The sequence below is a fragment of the Streptomyces sp. NPDC088794 genome (assembly GCF_044750545.1).
Lineage (GTDB): Bacteria > Actinomycetota > Actinomycetes > Streptomycetales > Streptomycetaceae > Streptomyces.
The window spans coordinates 165,235-187,390 of record NZ_JBIVKB010000012.1; the positions used below are offsets into that span (position 1 = coordinate 165,235).

At 71.2% G+C, this 22,156-nt stretch carries 19 protein-coding genes and 1 pseudogene; 2 read left to right on the top strand and 18 right to left on the bottom strand.

What is annotated here, in order from left to right; translation table 11 throughout:
- Nucleotides 1-53 precede the first annotated feature (53 nt).
- The 3 genes from ACIP6U_RS30520 to ACIP6U_RS30530 are packed head-to-tail and all read right to left on the bottom strand — an operon-like array spanning nt 54 to nt 2,844.
- A complete protein-coding gene (locus ACIP6U_RS30520) occupies nt 54-815 on the bottom strand; it encodes a cupin (protein WP_401724351.1) in 762 nt (253 codons plus the stop codon).
- A complete protein-coding gene (locus ACIP6U_RS30525; protein WP_401724354.1) occupies nt 809-1,732 on the bottom strand; it encodes a PmoA family protein in 924 nt (307 codons plus the stop codon). Before ACIP6U_RS30525 ends, ACIP6U_RS30520 begins: the two co-directional genes overlap by 7 nt.
- On the bottom strand, nt 1,729-2,844 hold the full coding sequence (locus tag ACIP6U_RS30530) for a Gfo/Idh/MocA family protein (RefSeq protein ID WP_401724355.1): 1,116 nt from the start codon (nt 2,842-2,844) through the stop codon (nt 1,729-1,731). The genes ACIP6U_RS30525 and ACIP6U_RS30530 overlap by 4 nt, the downstream gene beginning before the upstream one ends.
- A 337-nt stretch (nt 2,845-3,181) precedes the next feature.
- Here ACIP6U_RS30530 and ACIP6U_RS30535 point away from each other — a divergent pair.
- Nucleotides 3,182-4,390: pseudogene (locus tag ACIP6U_RS30535) on the top strand (chitinase).
- Between the two features lie 55 nt (nt 4,391-4,445).
- Here ACIP6U_RS30535 and ACIP6U_RS30540 read toward each other — a convergent pair.
- The 5 genes from ACIP6U_RS30540 to ACIP6U_RS30560 all read right to left on the bottom strand — a co-directional run bounded on the left by ACIP6U_RS30540 (nt 4,446) and on the right by ACIP6U_RS30560 (nt 9,920).
- Entirely contained in the window at nt 4,446-4,880 is a 435-nt protein-coding gene (locus tag ACIP6U_RS30540) for a hypothetical protein (RefSeq protein ID WP_401724357.1), read from the bottom strand.
- A 32-nt stretch (nt 4,881-4,912) separates the two neighbouring features.
- Nucleotides 4,913-5,323: a hypothetical protein gene (locus ACIP6U_RS30545; RefSeq protein WP_401724360.1), complete on the bottom strand. Its 411-nt coding sequence runs from the start codon at nt 5,321-5,323 to the stop codon at nt 4,913-4,915.
- A gap of 103 nt (nt 5,324-5,426) precedes the next feature.
- The gene (gene asnB / locus ACIP6U_RS30550) at nt 5,427-7,268 is read right to left on the bottom strand and encodes an asparagine synthase (glutamine-hydrolyzing) (RefSeq protein WP_401724362.1); all 1,842 of its coding nucleotides are present in this window, start codon (nt 7,266-7,268) and stop codon (nt 5,427-5,429) included.
- Nucleotides 7,269-7,560: 292 nt separating this feature from the next.
- On the bottom strand, nt 7,561-9,588 hold the full coding sequence (locus ACIP6U_RS30555) for an ATP-binding protein (protein ID WP_401724363.1): 2,028 nt from the start codon (nt 9,586-9,588) through the stop codon (nt 7,561-7,563).
- Complete coding sequence (locus tag ACIP6U_RS30560; protein WP_401724366.1) at nt 9,531-9,920, bottom strand: hypothetical protein; 390 nt, start codon at nt 9,918-9,920, stop codon at nt 9,531-9,533. The genes ACIP6U_RS30555 and ACIP6U_RS30560 overlap by 58 nt, the downstream gene beginning before the upstream one ends.
- Before the next feature lie 187 nt (nt 9,921-10,107).
- Here ACIP6U_RS30560 and ACIP6U_RS30565 point away from each other — a divergent pair, with 187 nt between their 5' ends.
- Nucleotides 10,108-11,634, top strand: a complete 1,527-nt coding sequence (locus tag ACIP6U_RS30565; RefSeq protein WP_401724369.1) for a hypothetical protein — start codon at nt 10,108-10,110, stop codon at nt 11,632-11,634.
- A 22-nt stretch (nt 11,635-11,656) separates the two neighbouring features.
- Here the strand turns inward: ACIP6U_RS30565 and ACIP6U_RS30570 are convergent, their stop codons facing one another.
- From ACIP6U_RS30570 to ACIP6U_RS30615, 10 genes are all read right to left on the bottom strand, one after another.
- On the bottom strand, nt 11,657-13,642 hold the full coding sequence (locus tag ACIP6U_RS30570) for an NAD-binding lipoprotein (protein WP_401724370.1): 1,986 nt from the start codon (nt 13,640-13,642) through the stop codon (nt 11,657-11,659).
- Between the two features lie 154 nt (nt 13,643-13,796).
- Complete coding sequence (locus ACIP6U_RS30575; RefSeq protein ID WP_401724373.1) at nt 13,797-15,518, bottom strand: MFS transporter; 1,722 nt, start codon at nt 15,516-15,518, stop codon at nt 13,797-13,799.
- Nucleotides 15,515-15,985, bottom strand: a complete 471-nt coding sequence (locus ACIP6U_RS30580; protein WP_401724375.1) for a MarR family winged helix-turn-helix transcriptional regulator — start codon at nt 15,983-15,985, stop codon at nt 15,515-15,517. The genes ACIP6U_RS30575 and ACIP6U_RS30580 overlap by 4 nt, the downstream gene beginning before the upstream one ends.
- A gap of 92 nt (nt 15,986-16,077) precedes the next feature.
- Nucleotides 16,078-17,865, bottom strand: coding sequence for an MOSC domain-containing protein (locus tag ACIP6U_RS30585; RefSeq protein ID WP_401724377.1), 1,788 nt, complete (start codon nt 17,863-17,865; stop codon nt 16,078-16,080).
- A gap of 95 nt (nt 17,866-17,960) precedes the next feature.
- Nucleotides 17,961-18,830 carry a DUF427 domain-containing protein gene (locus tag ACIP6U_RS30590; RefSeq protein WP_401724379.1) on the bottom strand — a complete coding sequence of 290 codons (870 nt, stop codon included), beginning with the start codon at nt 18,828-18,830 and terminating at the stop codon, nt 17,961-17,963.
- Between the two features lie 32 nt (nt 18,831-18,862).
- On the bottom strand, nt 18,863-19,582 hold the full coding sequence (locus tag ACIP6U_RS30595) for an SDR family oxidoreductase (RefSeq protein ID WP_401724382.1): 720 nt from the start codon (nt 19,580-19,582) through the stop codon (nt 18,863-18,865).
- Complete coding sequence (locus ACIP6U_RS30600) at nt 19,579-20,445, bottom strand: alpha/beta fold hydrolase (protein ID WP_401724385.1); 867 nt, start codon at nt 20,443-20,445, stop codon at nt 19,579-19,581. The genes ACIP6U_RS30595 and ACIP6U_RS30600 overlap by 4 nt, the downstream gene beginning before the upstream one ends.
- A 96-nt stretch (nt 20,446-20,541) precedes the next feature.
- Complete coding sequence (locus ACIP6U_RS30605; RefSeq protein ID WP_401724388.1) at nt 20,542-21,150, bottom strand: hypothetical protein; 609 nt, start codon at nt 21,148-21,150, stop codon at nt 20,542-20,544.
- Nucleotides 21,137-21,637: a sigma-70 family RNA polymerase sigma factor gene (locus ACIP6U_RS30610; protein ID WP_401724391.1), complete on the bottom strand. Its 501-nt coding sequence runs from the start codon at nt 21,635-21,637 to the stop codon at nt 21,137-21,139. Before ACIP6U_RS30610 ends, ACIP6U_RS30605 begins: the two co-directional genes overlap by 14 nt.
- A gap of 42 nt (nt 21,638-21,679) precedes the next feature.
- Nucleotides 21,680-22,153, bottom strand: coding sequence for a hypothetical protein (locus tag ACIP6U_RS30615; RefSeq protein ID WP_401724394.1), 474 nt, complete (start codon nt 22,151-22,153; stop codon nt 21,680-21,682).
- Nucleotides 22,154-22,156: the final 3 nt, after the last annotated feature.

The following is a 22,156-nucleotide window of genomic DNA, read 5'->3' on the forward strand; positions in this document are numbered from 1 at the left end:
ACCTCATCTCTCACTCGGACCTGATGTCACGGCCCCCGTGTCCCCCGGTCATGTCATGCGCCCTGGTACGGCAGCGTCGTCCCGGGCAGGTTGTACTCGTCGCGTCGGCCGCACATGCCGAAGCCGCCGAGCCGGGTGGGCGCGGTCTCATACGCGGTCGCCCGGTCGAGATACGCCGGCTCGCCGTCGGCGAGGGCATCCAGTTGGGCGCCGGTGCGTTCGGCGGTGGCGAGCGCACCGGCCCGCCACAGCTCGCGCCAGGCGGGCACCTTGGCCCGCACCAACTGGGCGGCGGCGCGCTGGAATTCGCCATACGGTCGGTTGTCGCCGGCTTCGAGCGACTCGCGCAGGGCGAGGTAGCCCTCGACGGCGAGGTCCCGGCGCCGCCGGGCCGCGGCGGCCGTGTCCTCGCCCGTGCCCGGCGGGAGCGTGGCCGCGGCCGTGTACCGCTCGGGGTCGGCGAGCACCTCGGGCGGGAAGGTGAAGACGGCGTCCCCGGCCTCCGGCAGCCCGCTGTTCTGCATGAGCACGGTGATCCGCAGATCGCCGCCCTGCACCATGCGGTGCACGGTGCCGGGGGTGAACCAGGCGACGGAGCCCGCCTCCAGGGGGATGTCCCGGTAGCCGTCGGGGCTGAGCGTCTGCACGGCGCCCCGGCCGCCGGTGACGACGTACGCCTCGGTGCAGACCAGGTGGAGATGCGGGCTGCCGCCGCACACGCCGTCGGCGGCCTCCCAGTCGTAGGCGCTCAGATGGGACAGGCCGACGGCGCCGGGCAGCGGATGCGGGAGCGTGGGCTTGGGCTCGTTCACCACGGCAGGCCCTTCAAGTGGGCGTCGACGCTGTCGTGGTCCCAGGCGCCGTCGGCGACGACCACGCGGTAGCGGAACGCGAAGGACTCGCCCGGCGGCAGCTCGAACTCCTCGAAGAACGCCCAGGAGAACGCGGCCGTCGGGAACGGCTCGGAGCGCACGAACCAGTGCGACTCGTGGATCGCGGACCCGTCCAGGTTCTCGGGCGCGTGCGCGAAGACGATGGTGGAGTGGCCGTCGACGTCGTCGTGATCAGTGGTGTACGCGAGCCAGGGGCCCTGACTGCCCATCAACTTCTCGGCGCCGCCGTCGGAGTCGGGGCCGAAGACCGTGCCGCCGGTGAAGTCGCGCGGGCCGCGCCACTGGAGGCCGGTGTAGCCGGCCAGTTCACGGCCCTCGGTGGTCGGGGAGCCGAAGACGAGGGGCTCGGCGCGGACGTTGGTGAGCCGGATCGACCAGTCGAAGGCCCAGGAACCCGCCTCCTCGTCGACGGAGTGGACGACCAACTCCCGTACTTCCCGCGCCCATTCGGCGCCGCCGTGCTCCACCCAGGTCAGCTCCTCGGTGAAGGCGAGCCGGTCGTCGTCGACTGCGAACTCCGGGAAGCCGTCGTGCCGCATGGAGCCCACGCGTTCGGGCTGCGGGACGTAACCCTCGCCGTGCACATAGCAGTTGCCGCCCCAGAAGTTCTGGCCGGAGAGGTGGCTGGCCGTCATCTGGAAGCCCTTGTGCCAGCGGTGGTCCTTGGGGCGGTACCCGGTCACCGTGCGCCCGGCGAGGGTGCGCACCGGATGCGCGTACGGCTTGCGGGCCTCGAAGGCCTCGGGGTCGGGTCGGTAGACGTAGCGGAGGATCTCCGTGCCGTTCGCGGCCGCGACGGCGATGTGGTCGCCGTGGACGTGGCTGACGCGGATGCTCATGCGCGCTCCTTGGGGGCCCAGTGGGGGTGGTCGCCGTGCATCGCCGGGTAGTAGGGGTCACCCGGCGCGATCTCGCCGGCGCGCACGGGCTGTCCCGTGAACGCGGACTTGTAGAGGGCGGCGGCGAATTCGAGGGTGGCACGGGCGTCGGGGCCGCTGCCGGGCGGCCTGACACCGTTGTCGTACGCGTCGAGGAGGGCGCCGAGCTGGGCCGTGTGCGAGCTGGGCACGTCGGCGGTGGGGGTGCGCCAGGCGGCGGCGCGCTCGGCGGCCACGTGCGGGGCCGGGGTGTAGACCCAGTCCTCGTTGCGGTGTCCGTACAGATGGGTGAGTTCGACGGTGGCGTCGGCGCAGTCGATCCGGATGCGGCTCACCTCGTCGGGTGACAGCACGCTGTTGACGACCGTGGCGAGGGCGCCGTTCTCGAAGCGCACGAGGGCGGTGGAGACGTCCTCGCTCTCGGTGTCGTGGACCAGGCGGGCCGCCATGGCGCGGATCTCCGTCCACGGACCCAGCAGGTGCAGCAGGAGGTCGTACTGGTGAATGCCGTGCCCCATGGTCGGGCCGCCGCCCTCGCTGGCCCAGGTCCCGCGCCAGGGCACGGCGTAGTAGGCCTCGTCGCGGTGCCAGGTGGTCTGGCAGTGGGCCACACGCGGGGCGCCCAGTTCGCCGCTCGCGATCAGCTCGCGCGCGTGGACGGCGCCGGAGCCGTAGCGGTGCTGGAAGACCACGGAGGCGTACGCCCCCGACGCCTCCTCGGCCGCCGCGATCTCGTCGTACTCGGCAAGCGACAGGGTCAGCGGCTTCTCGCACAGCACCCAGGCGCCCGTCTTGAGCGCGGCCACCGTCTGCTCCCGGTGCAGGGAGGGCGGGGTGCCGATGAGGACCAGGTCGGGGTGTACGGCGTCCAGCATCGCGTCCATCGAGGTGTGGCCGGCGACCTCCGCGCCCGCGAGCTCCCGGAAGGCGTCGAGTCTGCCCTGGTCCACGTCGACGGCGGCGACCAGCTCCACTCGCTCGGCGTGGGCCCGCAGCGCCGGCAGGTGGCTGCCGCTGACGATGGAGCCGGTGCCGACCACGGCGACTCTGCGGCGGACGGGGCGTGCGGTCATGCGGTTACTCCTCTGACAGCCCGCGGACAGGGCGATCGACGTGCAGAAAGCGCTTGCGTCTGACGGCGACCCTAGGACCCGACCTAATGTCCGGACAACCCCCGTGCAGCGACATTGAGAAATCCGGAGACCTTTGCTCACTTTGACGCAAGCAACGGAGTTTTCACGGCCACGCGCCGGGCGCGGGTGGGGCGGGCCAAAACCGGCTCCGGGTAAAGGAGTTGCATGGCCTAGTCCAAAGAAGTGTTTGGTCTAGGCCACTCCGTTGACGTGGTCATCTCACCCTCATCACCCTGGGACCTCCCCCACTCCCCCACTTCTCCACTGGAGGCACAGAGTGAGACGTCTTCGGGCATGTCTGGGCGCGGCCGCCGCGGTCACGACGGTCGCGGCCGCCACGACCGCTCTCGTCGCGACCAACGCCTCGGGCGCGACGACCGCGCTGAGCAACCGCTGGTACGCCGCCGCCCCGTACTTGATGCCGCTCGACAACAACCCGCCGGACGCGTCCGCCATCATGGACGCCACCGGCCTCAAGGCCTTCCAGCTCGCCTTCGTCCTCGCCCCCAACGGCGGTGGCTGCTCGCCGACTTGGGGCGGTACGGCATCGGTCTCCTCCGACACCGCGGTGCAGTCGGTCGTCAACACGATCCGCGCCAAGGGCGGCGACGTGTCGGTCTCCATCGGCGGGTACGGCGGCACGAAGCTCGGCCAGGCCTGCTCGGACCCGGCGGCCACGGCGGCGGCGTACCAGCAGGTGATCACCAAGTACGGCCTGCACGCCATCGACTTCGACCTGGAGGAGCCGGAGTACGAGAACACGGCGGCGATCCACAACGAGATCGGCGCCGCCAAGATCCTCCAGCAGAACAACCCCGGGCTCTACGTCTCCGTCACCACGGCCGGCACGGCGGACGGGACGGGCTGGTTCGGAAAACAGATGCTGTTGGAGGCGAAGTCGCAGGGGTTCACCCCGAACAACTTCTCCATCATGCCGTTCGACGGCGGCTTCAACGGCGCGGCCTCGCAGACCAGCGCACTCACCAACTTCAACGCGATCCTTCAGTCCACGTTCGGCTGGGACTCGGCGACCGCGTACGCCCATGAGGGCTTCTCCGGCATGAACGGGCGCAGCGACACCGGGGAGTACTTCACCCAGAACGACTTCCAGACCGTGCTGGACTTCGCGACCTCGCACAACATGGACCGCTTCACCTTCTAGTCCCTCAACCGGGACCGCCAGTGCGCGACGCCCGACAACGGCGGTGTCACGTCCGGCACTTGCTCCAGCGTGGCGCAGAGCGCCTGGGACTTCGCCAAGTACTCGGTGAAGTTCGCCGGCGTCACCCCGCCCACCACGACCCCGACCCCGACGCCTACGCCGACCCCCACCGGGTGCAAGACGGCGTGGGGTTCGGCCTCGGTCTACGTGCAGGGTGACGAGGTCTCCTACAACCACCACAACTGGAAGGCCAAGTGGTGGACCCAGAACGAGACACCCGGCGCCGCCGAGTGGGGTCCCTGGCAGGACGAGGGCGCCTGCTGACAGACCACTGGGCCCCGGCGGTCGACTCGCCGGGGCCCACGGGTCGTTCATGTCATCAGCACTGCGGGATCTGGGACTTCCAGGTGGCGGGACCGCCGGTGTCCAGGTACCAGTCGTTGACGTAGCCGTCGCCGATGCCGTTGTCGACGTGCATCCAGTAGCGGTAGCCGTGGCCGTCCGCGTCCGGGTCGCCGGTCGTCCAGCAGTCCAGGCCGAGCTGGTCGCCGTTGTGGTAGCGGCCGAAGACCGGCGACAGCGAGGCGCTGTAGCGCGGGGCGGTGCGGACGACGAGGGCGGATCCGGCGTCGATCCCGGTGACGTAGGCGCACTTGGCCCGGTCGCCGGAGATGCTGCACTCGTGGATCGCGGCACCGGCCGGACCCGCTCCGGTCAGGACGGTGGTGGCGGCGACGGCGAGCACGGCTCCCGCCGCGGCGAGGGCGCGGGGACGGCGCGGGGACCGTACCGACTGCTGGGACTTGCTGTTCACGGGTGTTTCTTTCCTTTCGCGGGACGGCCGGGTCAGCACTGCGGGATCTGGGACTTCCAGGTGGCCGGGCCGCCGCTGTCCAGGTACCAGTCGTTGACGTAGCCGCTGGAGCTGCCGGTGGAGACGAGCATCCAGTAGCGGTAGCCGTGGCCGTCCGCGTCCGGGTCGCCGGTGGTCCAGCAATCCAGCTCCAGCCACTGGCCGTTGCCCCAGCGGGCCACCGCGCCGGCGCTGTAGCGCGGGGCGGTGCGCATCACCAGGGACGAGCCCGGATCGATGCCGATCACCTGGGCGCAGCGCGCGGGATCCCCCGGTCCGGCACCCGGACAGGCGCGGGGCGCGGCCTGGGCGGGGGTGGCCGCCAACAGTCCGGCACCGGCCAGCAGCACGGCCGTACCGGCCGCGGCCCCCAGCCGGGAGGTGAGCAGTCGTGAGGTGGACATCGGCTCCTCCGTTCGTTCTTCGCCGGTGACCCACCCTGGCAGCGAAGGGGAAGCGCCACATCCTGTGAACTGTCAGGGTGGGGACGGGGAACCGGAATGCGGCTCAGGCCGTCCTGACGTCCGGGCGGTAGATGTCCAGCCACTGGGCCAGGTCGAGCGTGCGCTCCAGACCGCGCCGTTCCGCCTGGGTGTTCACGGGCTCTTCTCGGTGGGCGACGCGGTGCAGCCGGTCGCGGTCGACGAGGTCGAAGACCGGGTGGGCGGGCCGCGCCAGGAGATCCTTGGCCTGGTCCTGGAGCGCGGCCGCGTACTTGGGGTCCTGGGTGGAGGGGTACGGGCTCTTGACCCTGTCGTACACGGACTGCGGAAGCACGTCGGCGGTCGCCTCCCTGAGCAGGCTCTTCTCCCTGCCGTCGAAGGACTTGAGCGCCCAGGGCGCGTTGTAGACGTACTCGACGAGCCGGTGGTCGCAGAACGGGACGCGCACTTCGAGGCCGACGGCCATGCTCGCGCGGTCCTTGCGGTCGAGCAGGATCCGGACGAAACGGGTGAGGTGGAGGTGGGAGATCCGGCGCATCCGGTACTCGAAGTCGCTCTCGCCGTCGAGGCCTTGGATGCCCTCGACGGCCGTGCGGTAGCCGTCGGCGATGTATCCGCTCAGGTCGAGTGCGGCGAGCAGGTCGGGGCGCAGGACCCCGGCGTCCTCGCCGAAGTGCCGGCCGAAGCGCACGAGCCAGGGGAAGGTGGTGCCGCGCCGGGCCTCCTCGTCGAAGAACTGGAGGTAGCCGCCGAAGACCTCATCGGCGGACTCGCCGGACAGGGCGACGGTCGACTGGTCGCGGATGGCCCGGAACAGCAGGTACAGCGAGGCGTCCATGTCGCCCATCCCGGCGGGCAGATCGCGGGCCCGGATCACCTTCGCGCGGATGTCGGGGTCGGCGAGCGCCTGGGCGTCCAGGACGATGTCCTGGTGTTCGGTGTGCGCGGTGCGGGCCACGTCGTGGACGAACGGGGTGTCGGGGGTGCCGCGGAGTTCGTCGGCGACGAAGTGGTCCGCCTGGCCCACGAAGTCGACGGCGAAGCTGCGCACCTTCTCGCCGCGTTCGCCCAGTTGACGGGCGGCGATCGCGGTCATGGCGGAGGAGTCGAGGCCGCCGGAGAGCAGGGTGCAGCGGGGCACGTCGGCGACGAGCTGGCGGCGGACGATGTCGTCGAGCAGGGTGCGGACCGTGGCGACGGTGGTGTCGCGGTCGTCGGTGTGCGGCCGGGTCTCCAACTCCCAGTAGACACGGCGGTGCAGGCCCGAGCGGTCGACGGTGACGACGGTGCCGGGTTCGACCTCCGCCATGCCGTCCCAGACGGCGTGCCCAGGCGTCTTGATCATGGTGAACAGCTCGCGCAGCCCGTCGAGCGTCACGCGGGCCGGGGCCAGCGGGTTGGCGAGGATCGCCTTGGGTTCGGAGCCGAACAGGACACCGTCGGACGTCGGGTAGTAGTAGAAGGGCTTGATGCCCATACGGTCGCGGATCATCACCAGCTTGTCCTGCCGGCCGTCCCAAACGGCGAACGCGTACATGCCGTTGAGCCGTTCCGCGATCCCGTCACCCCATTCGAGGTAGCCGCGCAGCACCACCTCGGTGTCGGAGTCGGTCGTGAACCGGTGGCCGCGGCCGGTGAGTTCGTGGCGCAGTTCGGTGAAGTTGTACGTCTCTCCCGAGTAGACGAGCGCCACGCTCCCGTGCGGGGTGTCGGCGCTCATCGGCTGCCGTCCGCCGGGCAGGTCGATGATCGCGAGCCTGCGGTGCCCGAGGGCCGCCGGCCCCCGCATCCAGGCACCGCGGTCGTCGGGGCCGCGGCAGGCCATCGTCTCGGTCATCGCATCCAATGTGGCGGCCTCCGTGCGCAGGTCGCGGTCGAAGGAGATCCAGCCGGTGATGCCGCACATACGTTGCCTCCCGCTCCGGGTTCGCCACGGGACGTGCTCCCACCTGCGCATACCAGCAGGCGATCACGCCCCACGAGCAAACAAGGTGTATTCGCCATCCATGTGCGAGAGTGCGCCGCCCCCTCAGGGGCGGTCAACACGGACGTAACACGGGCAGCCCGATCCACCCGGCGTTTTCAGCCTCACTTTGCATGCGCGAAACCCGCGAAGTCCGGTATCGCCGGGTCGGCCTCATCGGAAATCGGCCACGGGCAAAGATTTCCCCACCTCTGGGCCGGTCGGGCCTGGAGGGTCACCGCCCCGGAGGTGTACGACCCAGGAGTTCCCGCGTGATCGCGCCGGGTCCGCGCAGCATCGCGCGCGCGGTGGCCTCGTCGTAGCCGGCGTCGCCCAGCTGCGAACGGGCGGTCGCCTCGTACCGGTCCCGGACCGGGCCCAGCTCCGGTGTGCCGCGCTGAGGGTGGCCGACCGCGTTCCAGTACCGCTCGGCGGCCGTGTGCGCGGCGACGGCGCGCTCGGCCGCGCCCTGGGCGGCGAGGGAGGACGCGAGGAGATCGAGGCCGAGGGCGAGTCCGAAGCTGTCACCGATCCGCAGTTTGCCCTCCAGCATGGAGGTGGCGTGGGCGGTGGCGCCGTCGGCGCGGTCCTCGAACAACGCGATGAGGGCAAGCTGGTAGTCGGCGTAGGAACGGGTCCACCACTCCCCTCGTTCCATCGACTCCCGCCGCAGTTCCTCGGCGCCCTCACGGGCACGGTCCAGGAGTCCGCGGGCGGTGTGCGCGAAGACGCGCGCCAAGCGGCACATCGCCCGCGGGGCCGCGAGGGCGGGTGCTCCCCCGACCTGCGCGAGGCCCGTGTCCACGACGTGCTCGGCGACGAGCGGCCGGCCGCCGAGCAGGTGGGTCAGCGCGAGCAGATAGGCAGCCCGCAGCACGGCGTCGGCGTCCCCGGTCCGCTCGGCCTGATGGCGGCAGGCGTGGGCCAGCTCGCGCCCCGCGTCGTGCTCACCACGCAGCACTCTCACAACCCCCAGCGCCCACAGCGCTCGGTTGCGGGCCGGACCGGGCGCGGAGGACGACTGCAGCGCCTCTTCGAGATACCGGGCGGCTTCGGGCAGATGACCGCAGCAGCTCCAGAAGAAGCCGAGGTGCCCCGCCATCTCCACGGCCGCTTCGGGGTCCGCCGCCAGCAGGTGGTCCAGCGCGGTGCAGAGGTCGACATGGGAAGCGCTGATCCACCGGTACCAGTGCACCTGATCGACGCCGAACCAGGCCCGGTCCGCCCGCCACGCCGTCCGCGCGTGATGGCGGGCATGCCGGTCGGCGGTCCGGTCCGACTCCCCCAGGGCGTCGAGCCACATCCGGCCGTACTCACGGACGGTGTCCAGCATGCGGTAGCGGTCCCGGGAGCGCATGAGAACAGATCTGCGTACGAGCCCGGCCAGCGCCTTCTCCACCCCCTCGGGAGTGAGAGGACCGCCCGCGCACACCGCGCGTACGGCGTCGGCGTCCATGGCGCCTCGGAACACCGACAGCCGCGCCCACAGCAGGCGTTCGGCGGGAGCACAGAGTTCGTGGCTCCAGCCGATGGTGGTCCGCAGCGCCTGATGCCGGCGCGGTCCGCCCCTCGGTTGCGGGGTCTTGAGGTCGAGCAACTGGCCGAGTTCGCTGCCCAGTTGGTGGATGTCACGCTCGGCCAGCCGACCCGCGGCCAGCTCGATCGCCAGCGGGATGCCTTCGAGACGCGCGCACAGCCGGGCCGCCGCCACCATGTCCGCCGTGTCCGCCAGCGGTCGGCCGGCCTCCTCGGCCAGCCGTTCCAGCAGGCTCAGCGCATCGGACCCGAAGGGCAACGGGCCCAGTGCGACGCCCCGTTCACCCGGCAGGCCGAGCGGCTCCCTGCTGGTCACCAGCACGCTCAACCGCGGGCATTCACGCAGGAGTTGGGCGACCAGGGACCGGCACCCGTCCAGCAGGTGCTCGCAGGAGTCCAGGACCAGCAGCGGATCCTCCTCCGCGAGCCACCCGCTCAAGGCGTCGAGGGGGACGGCCGGGGTGTGGTCGGCGAAACCGAGCGCGTCGGCGGCGGTGGCCACCAGCAGCCGGTCGTCGGGCAGTTGCCACAGATCGGCCCAGGCCACCTCGCGGCCCGTCACCTCACGGAACTCGTGGGCGGCCTGGAGCGCCAGCCGACTCTTGCCGACACCTCCGGCCCCGGTCAGGGAGAGAAAGCGGTGCTCACGGAGGGCATCGGTGAGGGCGGTCAACTCGCGCTGACGGCCGACGAATCCGGGAAGAACGGGCGGTAGGTGGTACGACACGGACACAGTGTCCCGCGCCTGAGCACCGGGCGTGCGCCGATTGGACGCACGGGCCCTTCGAAGGCGTGAACAGGACCAGGGCGGCGGGGCGCGGTCGCAGGGCGTTCGGGCGCGGTCGGGACACTCACCGTTGCGGCGCCGGGGAACCGCTCCTGCATCAGGTCGTACGCCTTCTGGGACTCGATGCCCGGCATCGAGAAGTCCTCGTCGGAGGCACCCGGTGCCTGTAGAGCCCCCAGTCCGACGGCGGCCAGGACCGCCACCCACATCCGGGCGACGTAACCACGCCGCCGGAAGGCCAGTCGGCCCAGTCGATAAAGAAAAGTAGCCACGTCGGCGACTCCTGCTCCGGGATGAACCACCGGCGGCGGCGGACCCGTACCCCTTTTCGATTTACCCTCTGTCCTCGTATCGGCACTGGCCGTACACTGTCAACTCAGGGAAATACAGGCGTGATTGACTGGGGGAGCCGTCATGTCCTGGGATCATGAAGCACGTCCGGATTTCGTCGTCCCACCCATGCCGACCGCACCGCCACCCACTCCGCCATCCGCACCGGCGGACCCGTGGCGCGCCTTCGCGGTGGCGTTCCTGAACCTCAGCGGACTCGGACTCGGGTATGCCCTCGTCCGCCGCTGGGGCCTGATGATCGCGTGCCTGGCCGCGACCGCGATCCTGCTCTTCGTGGCACTGCCCGCGGACCCGAACGGAGTCCCGGGGGCGCTGGTCGCGCTGTACCTGATCCTCCTGCTGGCGGCCGCCGCGCACGGTGCGCTGCTCGGTCTGCGCACCCGGCTGGCGTGGCCGCCGAACCCCCTGGTCGCGGCCGGGCTCGGCATCGTGCTGTTGGCCGTCCCCGCCGGGGGTGTCGTGCTGTACGACGACGCGCGTGACGAGGCCACCGAGCAGATGCTCCTGGACCGGCTGGACCAGGCGAACGAGCTGGTCAGTCTGGGCGGCGCCCGTTCGTCCTTCGAAGTGGGCCGGCCGGAGTACTCCCGGGCGCTGACCATCTATCACGGGCTGACCGAGCACCACCCGGCGTCCCGTGCCGCCGCGCGTGTGCCGGTCCTCCTCAAGAGCTACTACAACACCGTCGCCGCCCCTTACGCGGAGCAGGACTACTGCGGGGCCGTACCGCCGTTGAAGTACCTCCGTACCGTCCCGCGGACGATGGACAAGAAGACCCTCGGGTCCCTGTCCACCTGGCCCGACGACCGGCTGGCCACCTCGCTCTACGAGTGCGCGACGGCGGCGCTGAGCAGCAACAGCGCCAACTGGCCCGCGCAGTTCGGCGAGTTGGTGTCGACGTTCCCGGACTCCGAGCAGGCGAAGAAGGTCGAGCCCGCGATCGCCGCAGAGGTCGGCAAGGCGGTCAAGGCCGTGAGCGGCAAGGACCCGTGTGAGGCCGTCCAGCGCCTGGACTCCCTCTCCACACAGATCCGTGGCGTGTCCGCGACGCAGGCCGAACTCTCCGACGCTCTCGACAGGAACGCCGACCGCGCCGACCGAGGTGCGGCGTCGGGCACGTACAACTGCGGTGTGGACCAGTACAGGGACGGCAGTTTCAGCGAGGCCATCACCTCCATGAACAAGTTCATCGAGGACAACCCCGGCAGCGCGAACCGCGCTCGCGCCCGGAAGATAGCCATCGCCGCGGAGGTCGCCGAGACGGTGCCCGCGGCGGGCAAGCGTCTGCCGACCACCCGCTCGGGCGGCAGCATCACCGTCACGGTCAAGAACGACAGCCCCGACGACATCACCGTCATGTACACCGGACCGGTGACCGGGAGCTTCAGCCTCAAGGCCTGCGGCAGCTGCTCGACCTACTCGTCGCTGCTCACCTCGCTCGGCTCCGCCTCGGAACCGTGCAGCGACAGCGGCAAGAACTACCCGCAGAAGACCATCCGACTGCCCGCCGGCACCACCTACTTCGTCCACAAGTCCAAGACCGGGCTCGGCAAGTCCCCGGCCTCGGACACCGCCAAGCTGACGCCGGGCTACATCTACACCGAGTGCGCCTACACGACGAGCCTCGGTTACTGAGACCGTTGACGGAGCGCCTGCGTCAGGCTGGCGGTACGCCGGTCGGTGAGTCGCCGACCTCGCGCGCCCGCCGCATCCCGGGCACGCCGTCGAGTCCACCGGCCACGGTGTCGTGCGTGCCCGCGGCCGGGATCAGTACGAGGATCTCGTCGTCGGCGCTCCACACGCGCCGGTCGGTCTTGCGCGGGCCGAGCCGGAACCCGTCGTCGCGGCGCGCGGTGCCCCCGCCGTGGCCGCGATGGCCGACCGCGCACTCGCCGCGCTCCAGTGCGGCGGCCACGACCGTCGCGAAGGACGCCTCGCAGCCGGGCCGCACATAGTCGGCGGCCGGGCGCAGGGCGAGCGTGCTGCCTCGGGGAGCGAAAACCTCCTCGAACACCGGGGCCAGCGCCGGGTTGTGGGAGATCTGCGCCATCAGCAGACCGGTGAGCTCGCCCCGCACCACCACGTCGGCGGCCGGGCCCAAGGGGGCGAGCGGACGGCTGCGGTGGTCGCGCAGTTCCGCCACCACCGGCAGCGCCCGGCCCGCCTCCTCCTCCAGTGACCGCAGCATGAGGAGGGTCAACAGGGTCCGGTCGTCGGGTCGTTCGGGGCCCGCGTCCGCGTCCGGTCCCGACACGACGATGCTGTCGTAGCCGAACAGGTCGAGGGCGCGCAGTGTCTCGGCGTGCACCGGGTCGGCGATGTGGAAGACGACGTCGAGTCGCGCGGGGTGCGCGGGCTGCTCCTCCGGGGGCGCGTCGTCCGGGCCGACGACCACGTCGAGGACGGAGCCCGGCTCGACGGTCCGGCGCAGGGTGTCCACGATCAGGGGCGTACGGCGGTTCCAGCCGAGCAACAGCGTGCGTGAGGGCCTGGCGGGGCGCGGGGCGGCCGGCGCGAAGACGGTGGGATCGACGTGCTCGCGGCAGTCGGAGGACGGGAGGTCGGTGTCGTCGTGCGCGACGACGACGAGCCGGTCCGTGGGCGCGAGGACCGTCCCCGCCGGCGGCGCGAGCAGGGGCTGCCCGTCGGCCCGTAACAACCCCACCACACAAGCCGCTTCAAAGCGCAGCGCGGCCTCCCTGAAGGGCAGTCCCGCCAAGTCGGACGCGTCGATGACGTGGAACTCGGCTCCCTCGAAGTCGAGCAGGTCCCGCAGGGCCGCCGGCAGCCCGGGCCGTCGGGAGGCCTGCACCAGCAGGCGGGCCGTGGTGAGGTCTGACTCCAGGACCGTACCGCGCGGCCCGGCCGCCAGCCGCGCGGCCGACAGGTAGCACGGGTCACGCACCGCGGCCACCACGGGCGGCGGCTCCTGTCCGGCGAACAGTGCTCGAAGGGCCAGCAGGACGCGTACGACCTGAAGGTCCGCGTCGGCGTCCTCGGTCGGCAGCACCAGCACCGAGCCGGCCGACGACGGGGCCACAAGCGCGAGAGCCTGGGGGTCCGTGGGCGATCCGGTACGGCACACGAGACGCGCCCTGCCCCGGACGCTGAGCGAGGCCCGCAGCCGCGCCTCCATCTCCGCGGGGTCGCGGTCGGCGAGCACGGCGACCACTCCCCTGCCCCGGCCGGCCCGGGCGGCGATCAACTCGCCGACCACGGTGAAGACTTGGTCCGACCAGCCGAGCACGACCGCGTGCTCCCGCTCCAGCACCGTCGATCGGCCTCGCCGCAGCTCGGTCAGCCGGTCGCCGAGTCCTGTGGTGATCACGCCCACCAGCGTCGAGACGCACAGCAGGGCGATCAGGCCGAGAAGCGCGGACAGCAGCATCCGCAGGGGCGCGCCGGTCATCCCGCCCAGGCGCAGGGTCTCCGCGCTGGTACGCCACACGTCCGTGAGCCGCCCCGACAGGGATCGCGGAGCCTTCGGGTCCGTCCACACCAGCAGCGCGCTGACGGGTACGACCACCGCGAGACAGCACGCGCTCAGCCAGCCCAGCAGCGCGCCGGTGCTGCGGGCCAGCGTGCTGTCGAAGAGGTAGCGCGCCCGGTCCCCTAACTCCGTCGGCCACTGCCGCCTCGCCACATCCGCCCCCTGCTGTCCGACACACCGTTCCTGACGTCGAAGGGTGCGGGTCCGGCGTCCGCGACACGCCGTGGCATCAGGGGTATTCACACTTTCGGGCAGTGCAGGTTCGCGCTGGGCGGAAGGCGTTTGCGGCGCGCGAGGCGTCAGCGGTTCAGGCGTCGCCGCCGCGCAGTTCCGCCAGCGTGGCCGCGGTGAGGTTGCGGGGTGCGGTGGCCGGGTCGACGAGCACGACCGTGCAACTCGCGGTGTGCGTAAGGGCGGTGGTCAAGCTGCCGTCGCCGAACTGGGCGGCCGGGCCGCGCGGCGAGCGCCCGATGGCCACGGCACGGGCGCCGACGTCGGTGGCGTGCTGGGCCAGCGCCCGACCGGCCGCGGCGTGGTCGCCGACGCTGACCAGGATCTGTCCGGTGGCCGCGACGCCCTGGGCGGCGAGGCGGTCGAGGTGGGCGGTGACAGCGGCGCGCGCATGGTCGTGGGTCTCGGTGTCGACGGCCTGTTCCTCGACCACCGCGGTCTGTTGGACGTGGACGACCTCCAGCGGGCTGCTCGTGTCGCGGGCGAGCCTGGCCGCGGCGTCGACGATCGCGGCGGCCTTGGCGTCGGAGCCGACGGCGACGATGACGAGCGGGACATCGGTCGTGGCACGGGGTCCGACCGGGGTGAGCGACGGCACGACGGGCTCCCCTTCTCCCGTGTCGGTCTCGGCCGCGCGCAACAGCCGGTGGCCGCTGGCGAGAACGGGAATGGCGAGCAGGAAGGTGCCGGCGCCGACGTAGAAGGGCACGCTCAGGTCGGTGGCGTCGGCCAACTTGCCCGCCACGTACGGCGCGAGGCCGCCGCCGATGAAGCGCAGGAAGCCGTACGCGGAGGAGGCGACGGGGCGCTCGACGGGCGAGACGAGCATGACGGCCTGTGTGGTCAGGGTGTTGTTGACGCCGATGAAGGCACCGCTGACGATGACGGCCACGATCACCACCGTCGGGGTGGCGACGCCCGCGGCGATGACGGCCATCACGACGCTCAGGCCGACGAGGTTGGCGTACAGCACCGGGGCCGTGCCGAAGCGGGCCTGGAGACGCGGGGCGAAGAACACGCTGAAGGCGGCGACCAGCAGACCCCAGCCGGTGAAGACCAGGCCGAGCTGGTGGGCGCTCAACTCCATGGGATACGGGGCGTATCCGAGCATGGTGAAGAAGCCCCAGTTGTACAGCAGGGCCATGATGCCCATGGTCAGCAGGCCTCGGTGCCGCAGGGCCTTCAGCGGGGCCAGGGCCGAGGTGCGCTGCTTCGGCTTGGGCAGGGAGGGGACGAAGGCGAGGGTCGCGACGAGGGCGATCGCCATCAGCACCGCCACACCGAAGAAGGGACCTCGCCAGCTGATGGCGCCCAACTCGCCGCCCAGCAGCGGGCCTACGGCGATACCGAGACCCAGCGCGGTCTCGTAGAGGATGATCGCGCCGCCGAAACCGCCGCTCGCCGAGGCGACGATGACGGCGAGGGAGGTCGCGATGAAGAGCGCGTTGCCCAGACCCCAGCCGGCCCGGAAGCCGACGATGCCGTCGATGGAACCGCTGGTCCCCGCGAGCGCCGCGAAGACGACGATGACGGCCAGGCCTATGACCAGCGTGGGCTTGGCGCCGATCCGGCTGGAGACCCAGCCCACGAACAGCATCGCGACCGCCGTCACGATCAGGTAGCTGCTGAACAGCAGCGAGACCTGGCTGGGCGAGGCGTGCAGGCTGTCGGCCAGCGCGGGCAGGATCGGGTCCACGAGGCCGATCCCCATGAACGAGATCACGCAGGCGAACGCGACGGCCCAGACGGCCTTCGGCTGCCGGAAGGGGCTGGCGGCCTTTCCATGCGGTGCGGTCATGTGCGGTTCTCTCCAGCCTCTCGAAGCGAATGGCCTTCCTGAATGGCGCGGGCCAGCGCGGGCAGGGCGATCTGTACCGCCTGCCGTTCCTCCACGGTCAGTTCGTCGATGAGTGCTTCGAGCGCGTTCGCGCGTTCGGCGCGCCGCCGCAGGAACATCTCCTCGCCGGCGTCGGTGATCTCCACCAGCACGCCGCGGCCGTCGCTCGCGTCGGCGACGCGGCGGACCAGGCCGGCGCGCTCCAGTCGGGTCACGAGCTGCGTCATGTTCGGCTGGGTCGCGCGTTCGGCGCGGGCCAGATCGGTGAGCCGGTGCGGGCCCTCGCGCCCGAGTCGGCCGAGTGTCGCGGAGGCCGCGGTGCTCAGGCCGCCGGCGGTGGCACTGTGCCGGACGTAGCGGACCATCTCCTCCAGGGCGATGATCAGGCCTTCGGCCGGTGCGGCGACTTCCATAACCCGCTTATGCATAACCGCACTATGCATCTAGGTGTAGAGGGAATCAATATCCCCGTCGGACCTGACCCGAGGAGGGCCGCGCACGACGGCCCACCCGAGGAGCCCTACATGTCGAGGACGACGTCCGTGCCGGGCCGCGCGCAGCAGATGAGGACCTGACCGTCGTCGGGGAGTTCCAGCGGAGTCGGCGCGTAGGTGACCTCGCCGGACAGCAACGGCGTGACGCAGGTGTGGCAGACGCCGGTACGGCAGCTCCAGCGGGCCGGGACGTCGCAGGCATCGGCGAGTTCGAGCACGTTGCGCCCGTCCTCGGGGAACGGGACGGCGAGGCCGCTGCGGGCGAAGGTCACCAGCGGGCCGGTACCGGGCGGACCCGGGGGCTGATGGGGAGGCCTGGCCGTATGCGCGACGACACCTGGGTCGATGGACGGCAGGGCGCCGAAGAACTCGGTGTGGATACGGGCCGGACCGAGGCCTGCCTCGGTCAGAGCGTGCCGCACGTCGGTCATGAAGGCGGCGGGTCCGCAGACGTAGGCGGTCGCGTCGCCTGGGACGGACAGCGCGATCAACTCGTCCTTCGTGAGGCGACCCGCGTGCGCCGTGTACGGGCCGGTGCCGATGTGCCCCTCGCCCGCGCTGTAGAACACGTGCTCATGGGCGTGCGGCAACCCGGCGAGCAGTGCATGCGCCTCCGCGACCAGGAGGTGCTCCCCCGGGCTGCGGGCGCCGTGCAACCACCAGACCTCCCGGTCGCAGTCCCTCGCGGCGAGTTCGTGCAGCATCGCCAGCACCGGCGTGAGGCCGATACCGGCGGAGACGAGGAGCACGGGGCCGGTTTCGTCGGCGAGCACGAACTCGCCCCGGGGCGCGGCGACTTGGAGGGTCGCGCCCGCTCGCAGCCGCGTGGTGAGGTAGCCGCTCGCGGTGCCGTGGGGTTCGTGTTTGACGCTGATCCGGTAGCGGCCGGAATCGAGGGTGGAGGACAGCGAGTAGTTGCGGACCGGGGCCGGGTCCGCCGCTTCGGGGAGGCGCAGGGTGAGGTACTGGCCCGCGTCGGCGGCGGGGAGCGGGGAGCCGTCGGAGGTGGCCAGGAGGATCGAGGAGACCGTCGCGCTCTCGGGGATCACGTCGGCCACGAGGAGCGGCCGGAATCCGGACCAGGCGGGGCGTGTGGCCGTCGCCGCCTCTGTTTCTGCGCCTGTTCCTGCCCCTGTTCCTGCCCCTGTCGCTGTTTCCGTTGCCGTGCTCGACGCCTTCGCCAGCAGGTCGCGGAACGAGCCCTGCCAGCCGGGGCTCAGCGCAGGGATGTCGAGGGCGAGCCGCAGCTTCTCGGGGTCCCGGCCCGGAAGGTAGAGCAGCGCGTCGGTGTCCGCCACGCTCAGCGCGCCCGGCCCGATCCTAGTCCGGACGATCTCGTCGCCGGCCTCGATGGTCCCCTCCCGCACTATCCGCATGTAGAAGCCGGGACGGTGGTGGCCGACCAGCAGTGCGGGCAGTTCGGGCGCGCCGAGGCGCAGGCCGACGCGGTAGCAGGTGACCCGTGGCTGAGTGACCTCGAACTCGGCCTCGCCGATGCGGTAGCGGTCACCGATGCAGACCTCGTCGTCGGGCAGCCCGTCGACGGTGAGGTTCTCGCCGAAGTTGCCGTATTCGAGGTCGTCGCGTCCGAAGTGGCGCTGCCAGTGTTCGTAGGACTGGATCTGGTAGACCAGCACGGCCCGTTGTTCGCCGCCGTGGCCGGCGGTGTCCCCCTGACCGTCGCCGTCGATGTTGAGGCGGCGGACCATGGCGGGGCCGTGCACCGGGTACTTCCACACGCCGGTGTGGACGGTCCGGCCCTGCCAGGCCACGTCCTTCGGCATACCGACGTTCACCGACAACAGCGACGGCATCGCGCGCTCCTTCCTGCGGTGACGGCCGGTCCGGCGGTGCCTTTCGGGGCTCCCTGTCGGGGCTGCCCATCAGGACTACCCGTCAGGACTGCCTGTCAGATCTTCCGGACCACCGTCGTCTCGTCGAGGTCGAGGTTGCGGTCGACGCCGTGCGAGACGACGTTCTGGCCGGGTTCCAACCGTAGTCGGACACCGTCGAGGCGCACCTCGACCTCGTCCGGTTCGAACGACACCATCCCGGAGACGCGTCGCACCTCGGTCCAGGCGTCCTCGTACGACCAGGCCGCGCGCCGGGCGCCGGCGATGTCGTAGTAGCTGGCCAACCCCTTGTACGGGCAGAAGGTCTGCCCCTCGACCGGCGTCAGAGCGGACTCGTCCACGTCGGCGCGCGGGACGTACCAGCGGGGCGCGAAGCCGGACTCGTACAGGACCAGCGGGACGGTGGTGTCGGCGACGATCCTGTCGCCGCTACGGACGACGAGGTGGCGGCTGGTGCGGCGGATGTCGACGCGGTGGTAGCTGTCGGCGGCGTGGCCGACGATCCGTTCGTCCTCCTCGTAGAAGGCGTCCATCGCGCGCCAGGCGAAGGCGATGCCGCCTTCCAACTCCGGCGCGTGGGCTGGTAGTTCGGTGTGCTGCCAGGCCGCGCGTTGAGTGCTCCGCGTGCCGGAGCCGACGGTGTACCAGGACGTCGGCCCGAGGTCGCGGTGGCGGGTGGTGTGCTCACTCCGGTGCAGGGCATCGGGGTCGATGTCGCCGAGCGGGAAGTACGCCACCGGGTAGCGGCCGGGTTCGTGGAGCAGGACGACGTTCTCGCTGTCGGCGATCCACGCGTCGCCGAACCGGACCCGCATGCGGCGGCGCAGCGGTTCCGCGAACAGCATTCTTTCGGGCATCGGGCCGGGGACCAGGAACCGGCCGACCGCACCGGGGGCGAGTGGTCCTTGCTGCCAGGAGAGGCCCATCGTTTCGTTCCCTTCTCCTCCGTCGGGGCGGGTCAGGTGAGCGGTTCGCCGCCGTCGACGCGCAGCGTGGTGCCGGTCAGGAAGGTGCTGGTCATGGCGTAGAGGACGGCACCCGCGATGTCGTCGACGGTGCCGATGCGACGGGCCGGGTTGCGGGCGGCGATGTCGGCGAAGTAGTCCGCCTTGCCCGCTTCACCGAAGGCGTCCCAGGCGCCGGTGTCGATGACTCCCGGGGAGATCGCGTTGACGCGGATCGGGGCGAGCTCGAGGGCGAGGGAGCGGGCCAGGACATCGGCGGCTCCGTTGGTGATGGCCACGGCCAGCGTCCCGACCGCGATCTTCGCCGCGGCGACGCCGGAGAAGAGGGTGAAGGATCCGGACGCGGGGGTGCGGGGAGCCAGGTGCTTGGCCAGCATCAACGGGCCGATGACCTTGGTGTCGAAGGAGCGCCTGACCGCATCCCGGTCCAGGTCGGCGAGCCGGCCGCGGGCGCGTGCCGAGGCGGTGGACACCACGTGGTCGATCGTCCCGAGCCGTTCGCCGAGGGCGGCGATGGAGGCCTCGTCGGTGAGGTCGACCGTCTCGGTGTCGATGTCGGATTCGCCGGCGTAGGCCTTGTCGAGTGCCTGCCGGTCGCGGCCGGCGGCGATGACGTGGGCTCCGGCGTCCCGGGCGGCGACCACGACGGCGCGGGCGATTCCGCCACCCCGTCCGATGACGAGCACGGTCTGACCGTGCAGCGGCCCGGTCACGACAGTGCCCTGTTCAAGAAGCCGCGGATGAGGTCGGCGGCCTGGTCGAGGTGGCTTTCGAGGAGGAAGTGGCCCCCGTCGAGCAGGTGGATCTCGGCGTGGGGCGCGTCGTCGGCGAAGGCGAGCGCGCCGGCGGGGGCGAAGATCTCGTCGTTGCGGCCCCAAACGGCTAGCACCGGGACTTCGCTCTCGCGCAAATAGGCGTGGAGCTTGGGATAGAGCGGGAGGTTGTTCGCGTAGTCGGCGAACAGCTTGAGCTGCACCAGGTCGTTCCCGGGTCGGGACACCGACGCGAGGTCGTGGTGCCAGGTGTCGGGGTCGACCAGGCTCTCGTCGGCCACGCCGTGCAGGTACTGCCACCGGATGGCCTCCAGGGTCAGCGCCCCGCGCACTCCCGGCTCGGTCTGCGGACTCTGCTCCTGCCAGTACGCCCGCACCGGCTTCCAGAACTCCTCCGCGAACCCGGCCTCGTAACCGTTGCCGTTCTGGCTGATGATCGCCGTGACCGCGGCCGGGTCAGCCAGCGCGAGCCGCCAACCCACGGGGGCGCCGTAGTCCTGCACGTAGATCGCGTAACGGCTGATACCGAGCTGACCCAGCAGGCCCGAGGTGAGGTCGGCCAGGGCGTCGAAGGTGTAGTCGAAGTCGTCCACGGTCGGCGCGTCGGACAGGCCGAAGCCGAGGTGGTCCGGGGCGATGACGTGATAGCGGTCGGCCAGCAGCGGGATCAGGTCCCGGAACATGAACGAGCTGGTGGGGAAGCCGTGCAGCAGCACCACGACCGGCGCGTCCTCCGGCCCCGCTTCCCGGTAGAAGAGCTGCTGCCCACGAACGGTCGCGTAGCGGTGATGGATGGTCGCCATGGTATCTAACTCCTGACTTGGCCATGAGTGGTTACAGGCAGGAGCCAACCACCCGACATCTAACCTGTCAAGAGAATCTAAGCGGTTACATCGCCTTCAGTCGCTCCTGACGACGATCGAGAGGTCCTGGGTGAGCTGATGGGCCGGAGCGGAGGTCTGGCAGCGCGCCCAGAGGGTGGGCCTGGCGACCGGTGGGCTGGCCGGGATCGTGACCCCGGCTTGGAAGGATCCGTCGGCAAGCGCGTCGACCGAGGTCAGCGTGTGTGTCGCGGCGGCCGTGGCGGTCGTCCGCGGGGTGCCCTGCGCCTTCCGCTCCTCCATCGAGAGGCTCAGCTTCGCGCCGCGCTCCCAGCGGATTCCGACGGACACCGCCGTGCCCGGCGCGCAGCCGGTGCCGCGGAGCGTCAGCGTGCCGCCGCGCACGATCTCGGTCGGCGAGGCGGTCAGCGACCGGGTCACCGAGGGGCGGGGAGTGCCTGGGGCCGTCGGACCGGGGACGCCCGTTCCGGACGGCTCGGAGCCGATCAACGGGAGGACGGCCACGACCGTGGCGGCCACGGCGAGGGCGGCGACCGTAGCGGTCGCGACCTCCCGGACCGTACGACGACGGCGCGACCGGCGGCGCAGGTCCGCGACCGGCGGCTGCCGCGCGGCACGGGTGCCCTCCTCGACGAGCCGGCGAAGACTGCGCTCAGGTTCGGCCATGGCGGGACAACGCTCCTTCCGGATCTGCGGCGAGCCGGCGAGCCAGGTTCGCGCGGGCTCGGGCGAGCCGGCCGCGCACGGTGCTCACCGGCAGACCCAACTGCTCGGCGACCTGGTCGATCGGCAGGTCCAGTACGTCGTGCAGCAACAGCACCGGCCGCTGGTTCACCGGCACCCGGTGCAGCATCTCGGCGACACCGGCCGTCTCCGGTGTGAGGTGCGGTTGCGGGCGCTGAGCACCCAGGCGCAGCAGGGCCGCGGCGCGGCGGCGCAGTCGCCGGATCTCGCTGACCGCGAGATTGATCGCCACCCTGCGCACCCACAGTTCCGGCACGTCGTACGTCCGGATCGTGTCCCAGCGGTCCAACGCCCGGACGAACGCCTCCTGTACGACGTCCTCGGCCTGTTCGAGACTGCCGGTGACCGAGAACAGCTGACCGACCAGTCGCGCGTACGCCGACTGGTAGAACTCCTCGAAGTCCGTCACCGCGGCCCGCCGTTCTCGGACACCGTCGCTTTCCCGCGTCACTCAGTTCTTGCCGACCGGGGGCGCCTGCGTGGTCTTCTCCGCGGGAGTCAGCTTCAGCCAGGCGAGTTGGTCCGCGGTGGCCTTGCCGTCGGCCTTCAACTGCCGGATCAACTTCTCGGCCCTGGTGATCTGGTCCGCGGTGGGGTTGCCCGTCGTGACCTTGATCTCCCGCTGAATCTCAAGGAGTTGCTGGTTCTCCTCGGACACCTGGGACTTGGTCCCGTCGGCGGGGGACGCCTTGTTCTCCTTGGACAGCTGGGAGTCGGTCCCGGCGTCGACAGACGCCTTGGTCCCCTCAGCCGCCGGAGCCTTCTGGACCGTGCTCGACGACCGGTAGCCGGCCTGCGGCTCGGTTCCGTGGTCGGACGAGGCCAGTGCCGTCGTGGCCAACACGGCGCACAGCCCGGCGGCGGCCACGCCGGCAGCGATCAGTCCCCAACTGCGGTGCTGTGTAGTCGATGTGCGGTGCTGCATGGT

What these genes read in the sequence shown, in the direction of transcription:
- ACIP6U_RS30525 (WP_401724354.1), bottom strand. Translation starts at nt 1,732, where the DNA reads ATGAGCATCCGCGTCAGCCACGTCCACGGCGACCACATCGCCGTCGCG.
- ACIP6U_RS30530 (WP_401724355.1), bottom strand. Translation starts at nt 2,844, where the DNA reads ATGACCGCACGCCCCGTCCGCCGCAGAGTCGCCGTGGTCGGCACCGGC.
- ACIP6U_RS30545 (WP_401724360.1), bottom strand. Translation starts at nt 5,323, where the DNA reads ATGTCCACCTCACGACTGCTCACCTCCCGGCTGGGGGCCGCGGCCGGT.
- asnB (WP_401724362.1), bottom strand. Translation starts at nt 7,268, where the DNA reads ATGTGCGGCATCACCGGCTGGATCTCCTTCGACCGCGACCTGCGCACG.
- ACIP6U_RS30565 (WP_401724369.1), top strand. Translation starts at nt 10,108, where the DNA reads ATGCCGACCGCACCGCCACCCACTCCGCCATCCGCACCGGCGGACCCG.
- ACIP6U_RS30575 (WP_401724373.1), bottom strand. Translation starts at nt 15,518, where the DNA reads ATGACCGCACCGCATGGAAAGGCCGCCAGCCCCTTCCGGCAGCCGAAG.
- ACIP6U_RS30580 (WP_401724375.1), bottom strand. Translation starts at nt 15,985, where the DNA reads ATGCATAAGCGGGTTATGGAAGTCGCCGCACCGGCCGAAGGCCTGATC.
- ACIP6U_RS30585 (WP_401724377.1), bottom strand. Translation starts at nt 17,865, where the DNA reads ATGCCGTCGCTGTTGTCGGTGAACGTCGGTATGCCGAAGGACGTGGCC.
- ACIP6U_RS30590 (WP_401724379.1), bottom strand. Translation starts at nt 18,830, where the DNA reads ATGGGCCTCTCCTGGCAGCAAGGACCACTCGCCCCCGGTGCGGTCGGC.
- ACIP6U_RS30600 (WP_401724385.1), bottom strand. Translation starts at nt 20,445, where the DNA reads ATGGCGACCATCCATCACCGCTACGCGACCGTTCGTGGGCAGCAGCTC.
- ACIP6U_RS30605 (WP_401724388.1), bottom strand. Translation starts at nt 21,150, where the DNA reads ATGGCCGAACCTGAGCGCAGTCTTCGCCGGCTCGTCGAGGAGGGCACC.
- ACIP6U_RS30615 (WP_401724394.1), bottom strand. Translation starts at nt 22,153, where the DNA reads ATGCAGCACCGCACATCGACTACACAGCACCGCAGTTGGGGACTGATC.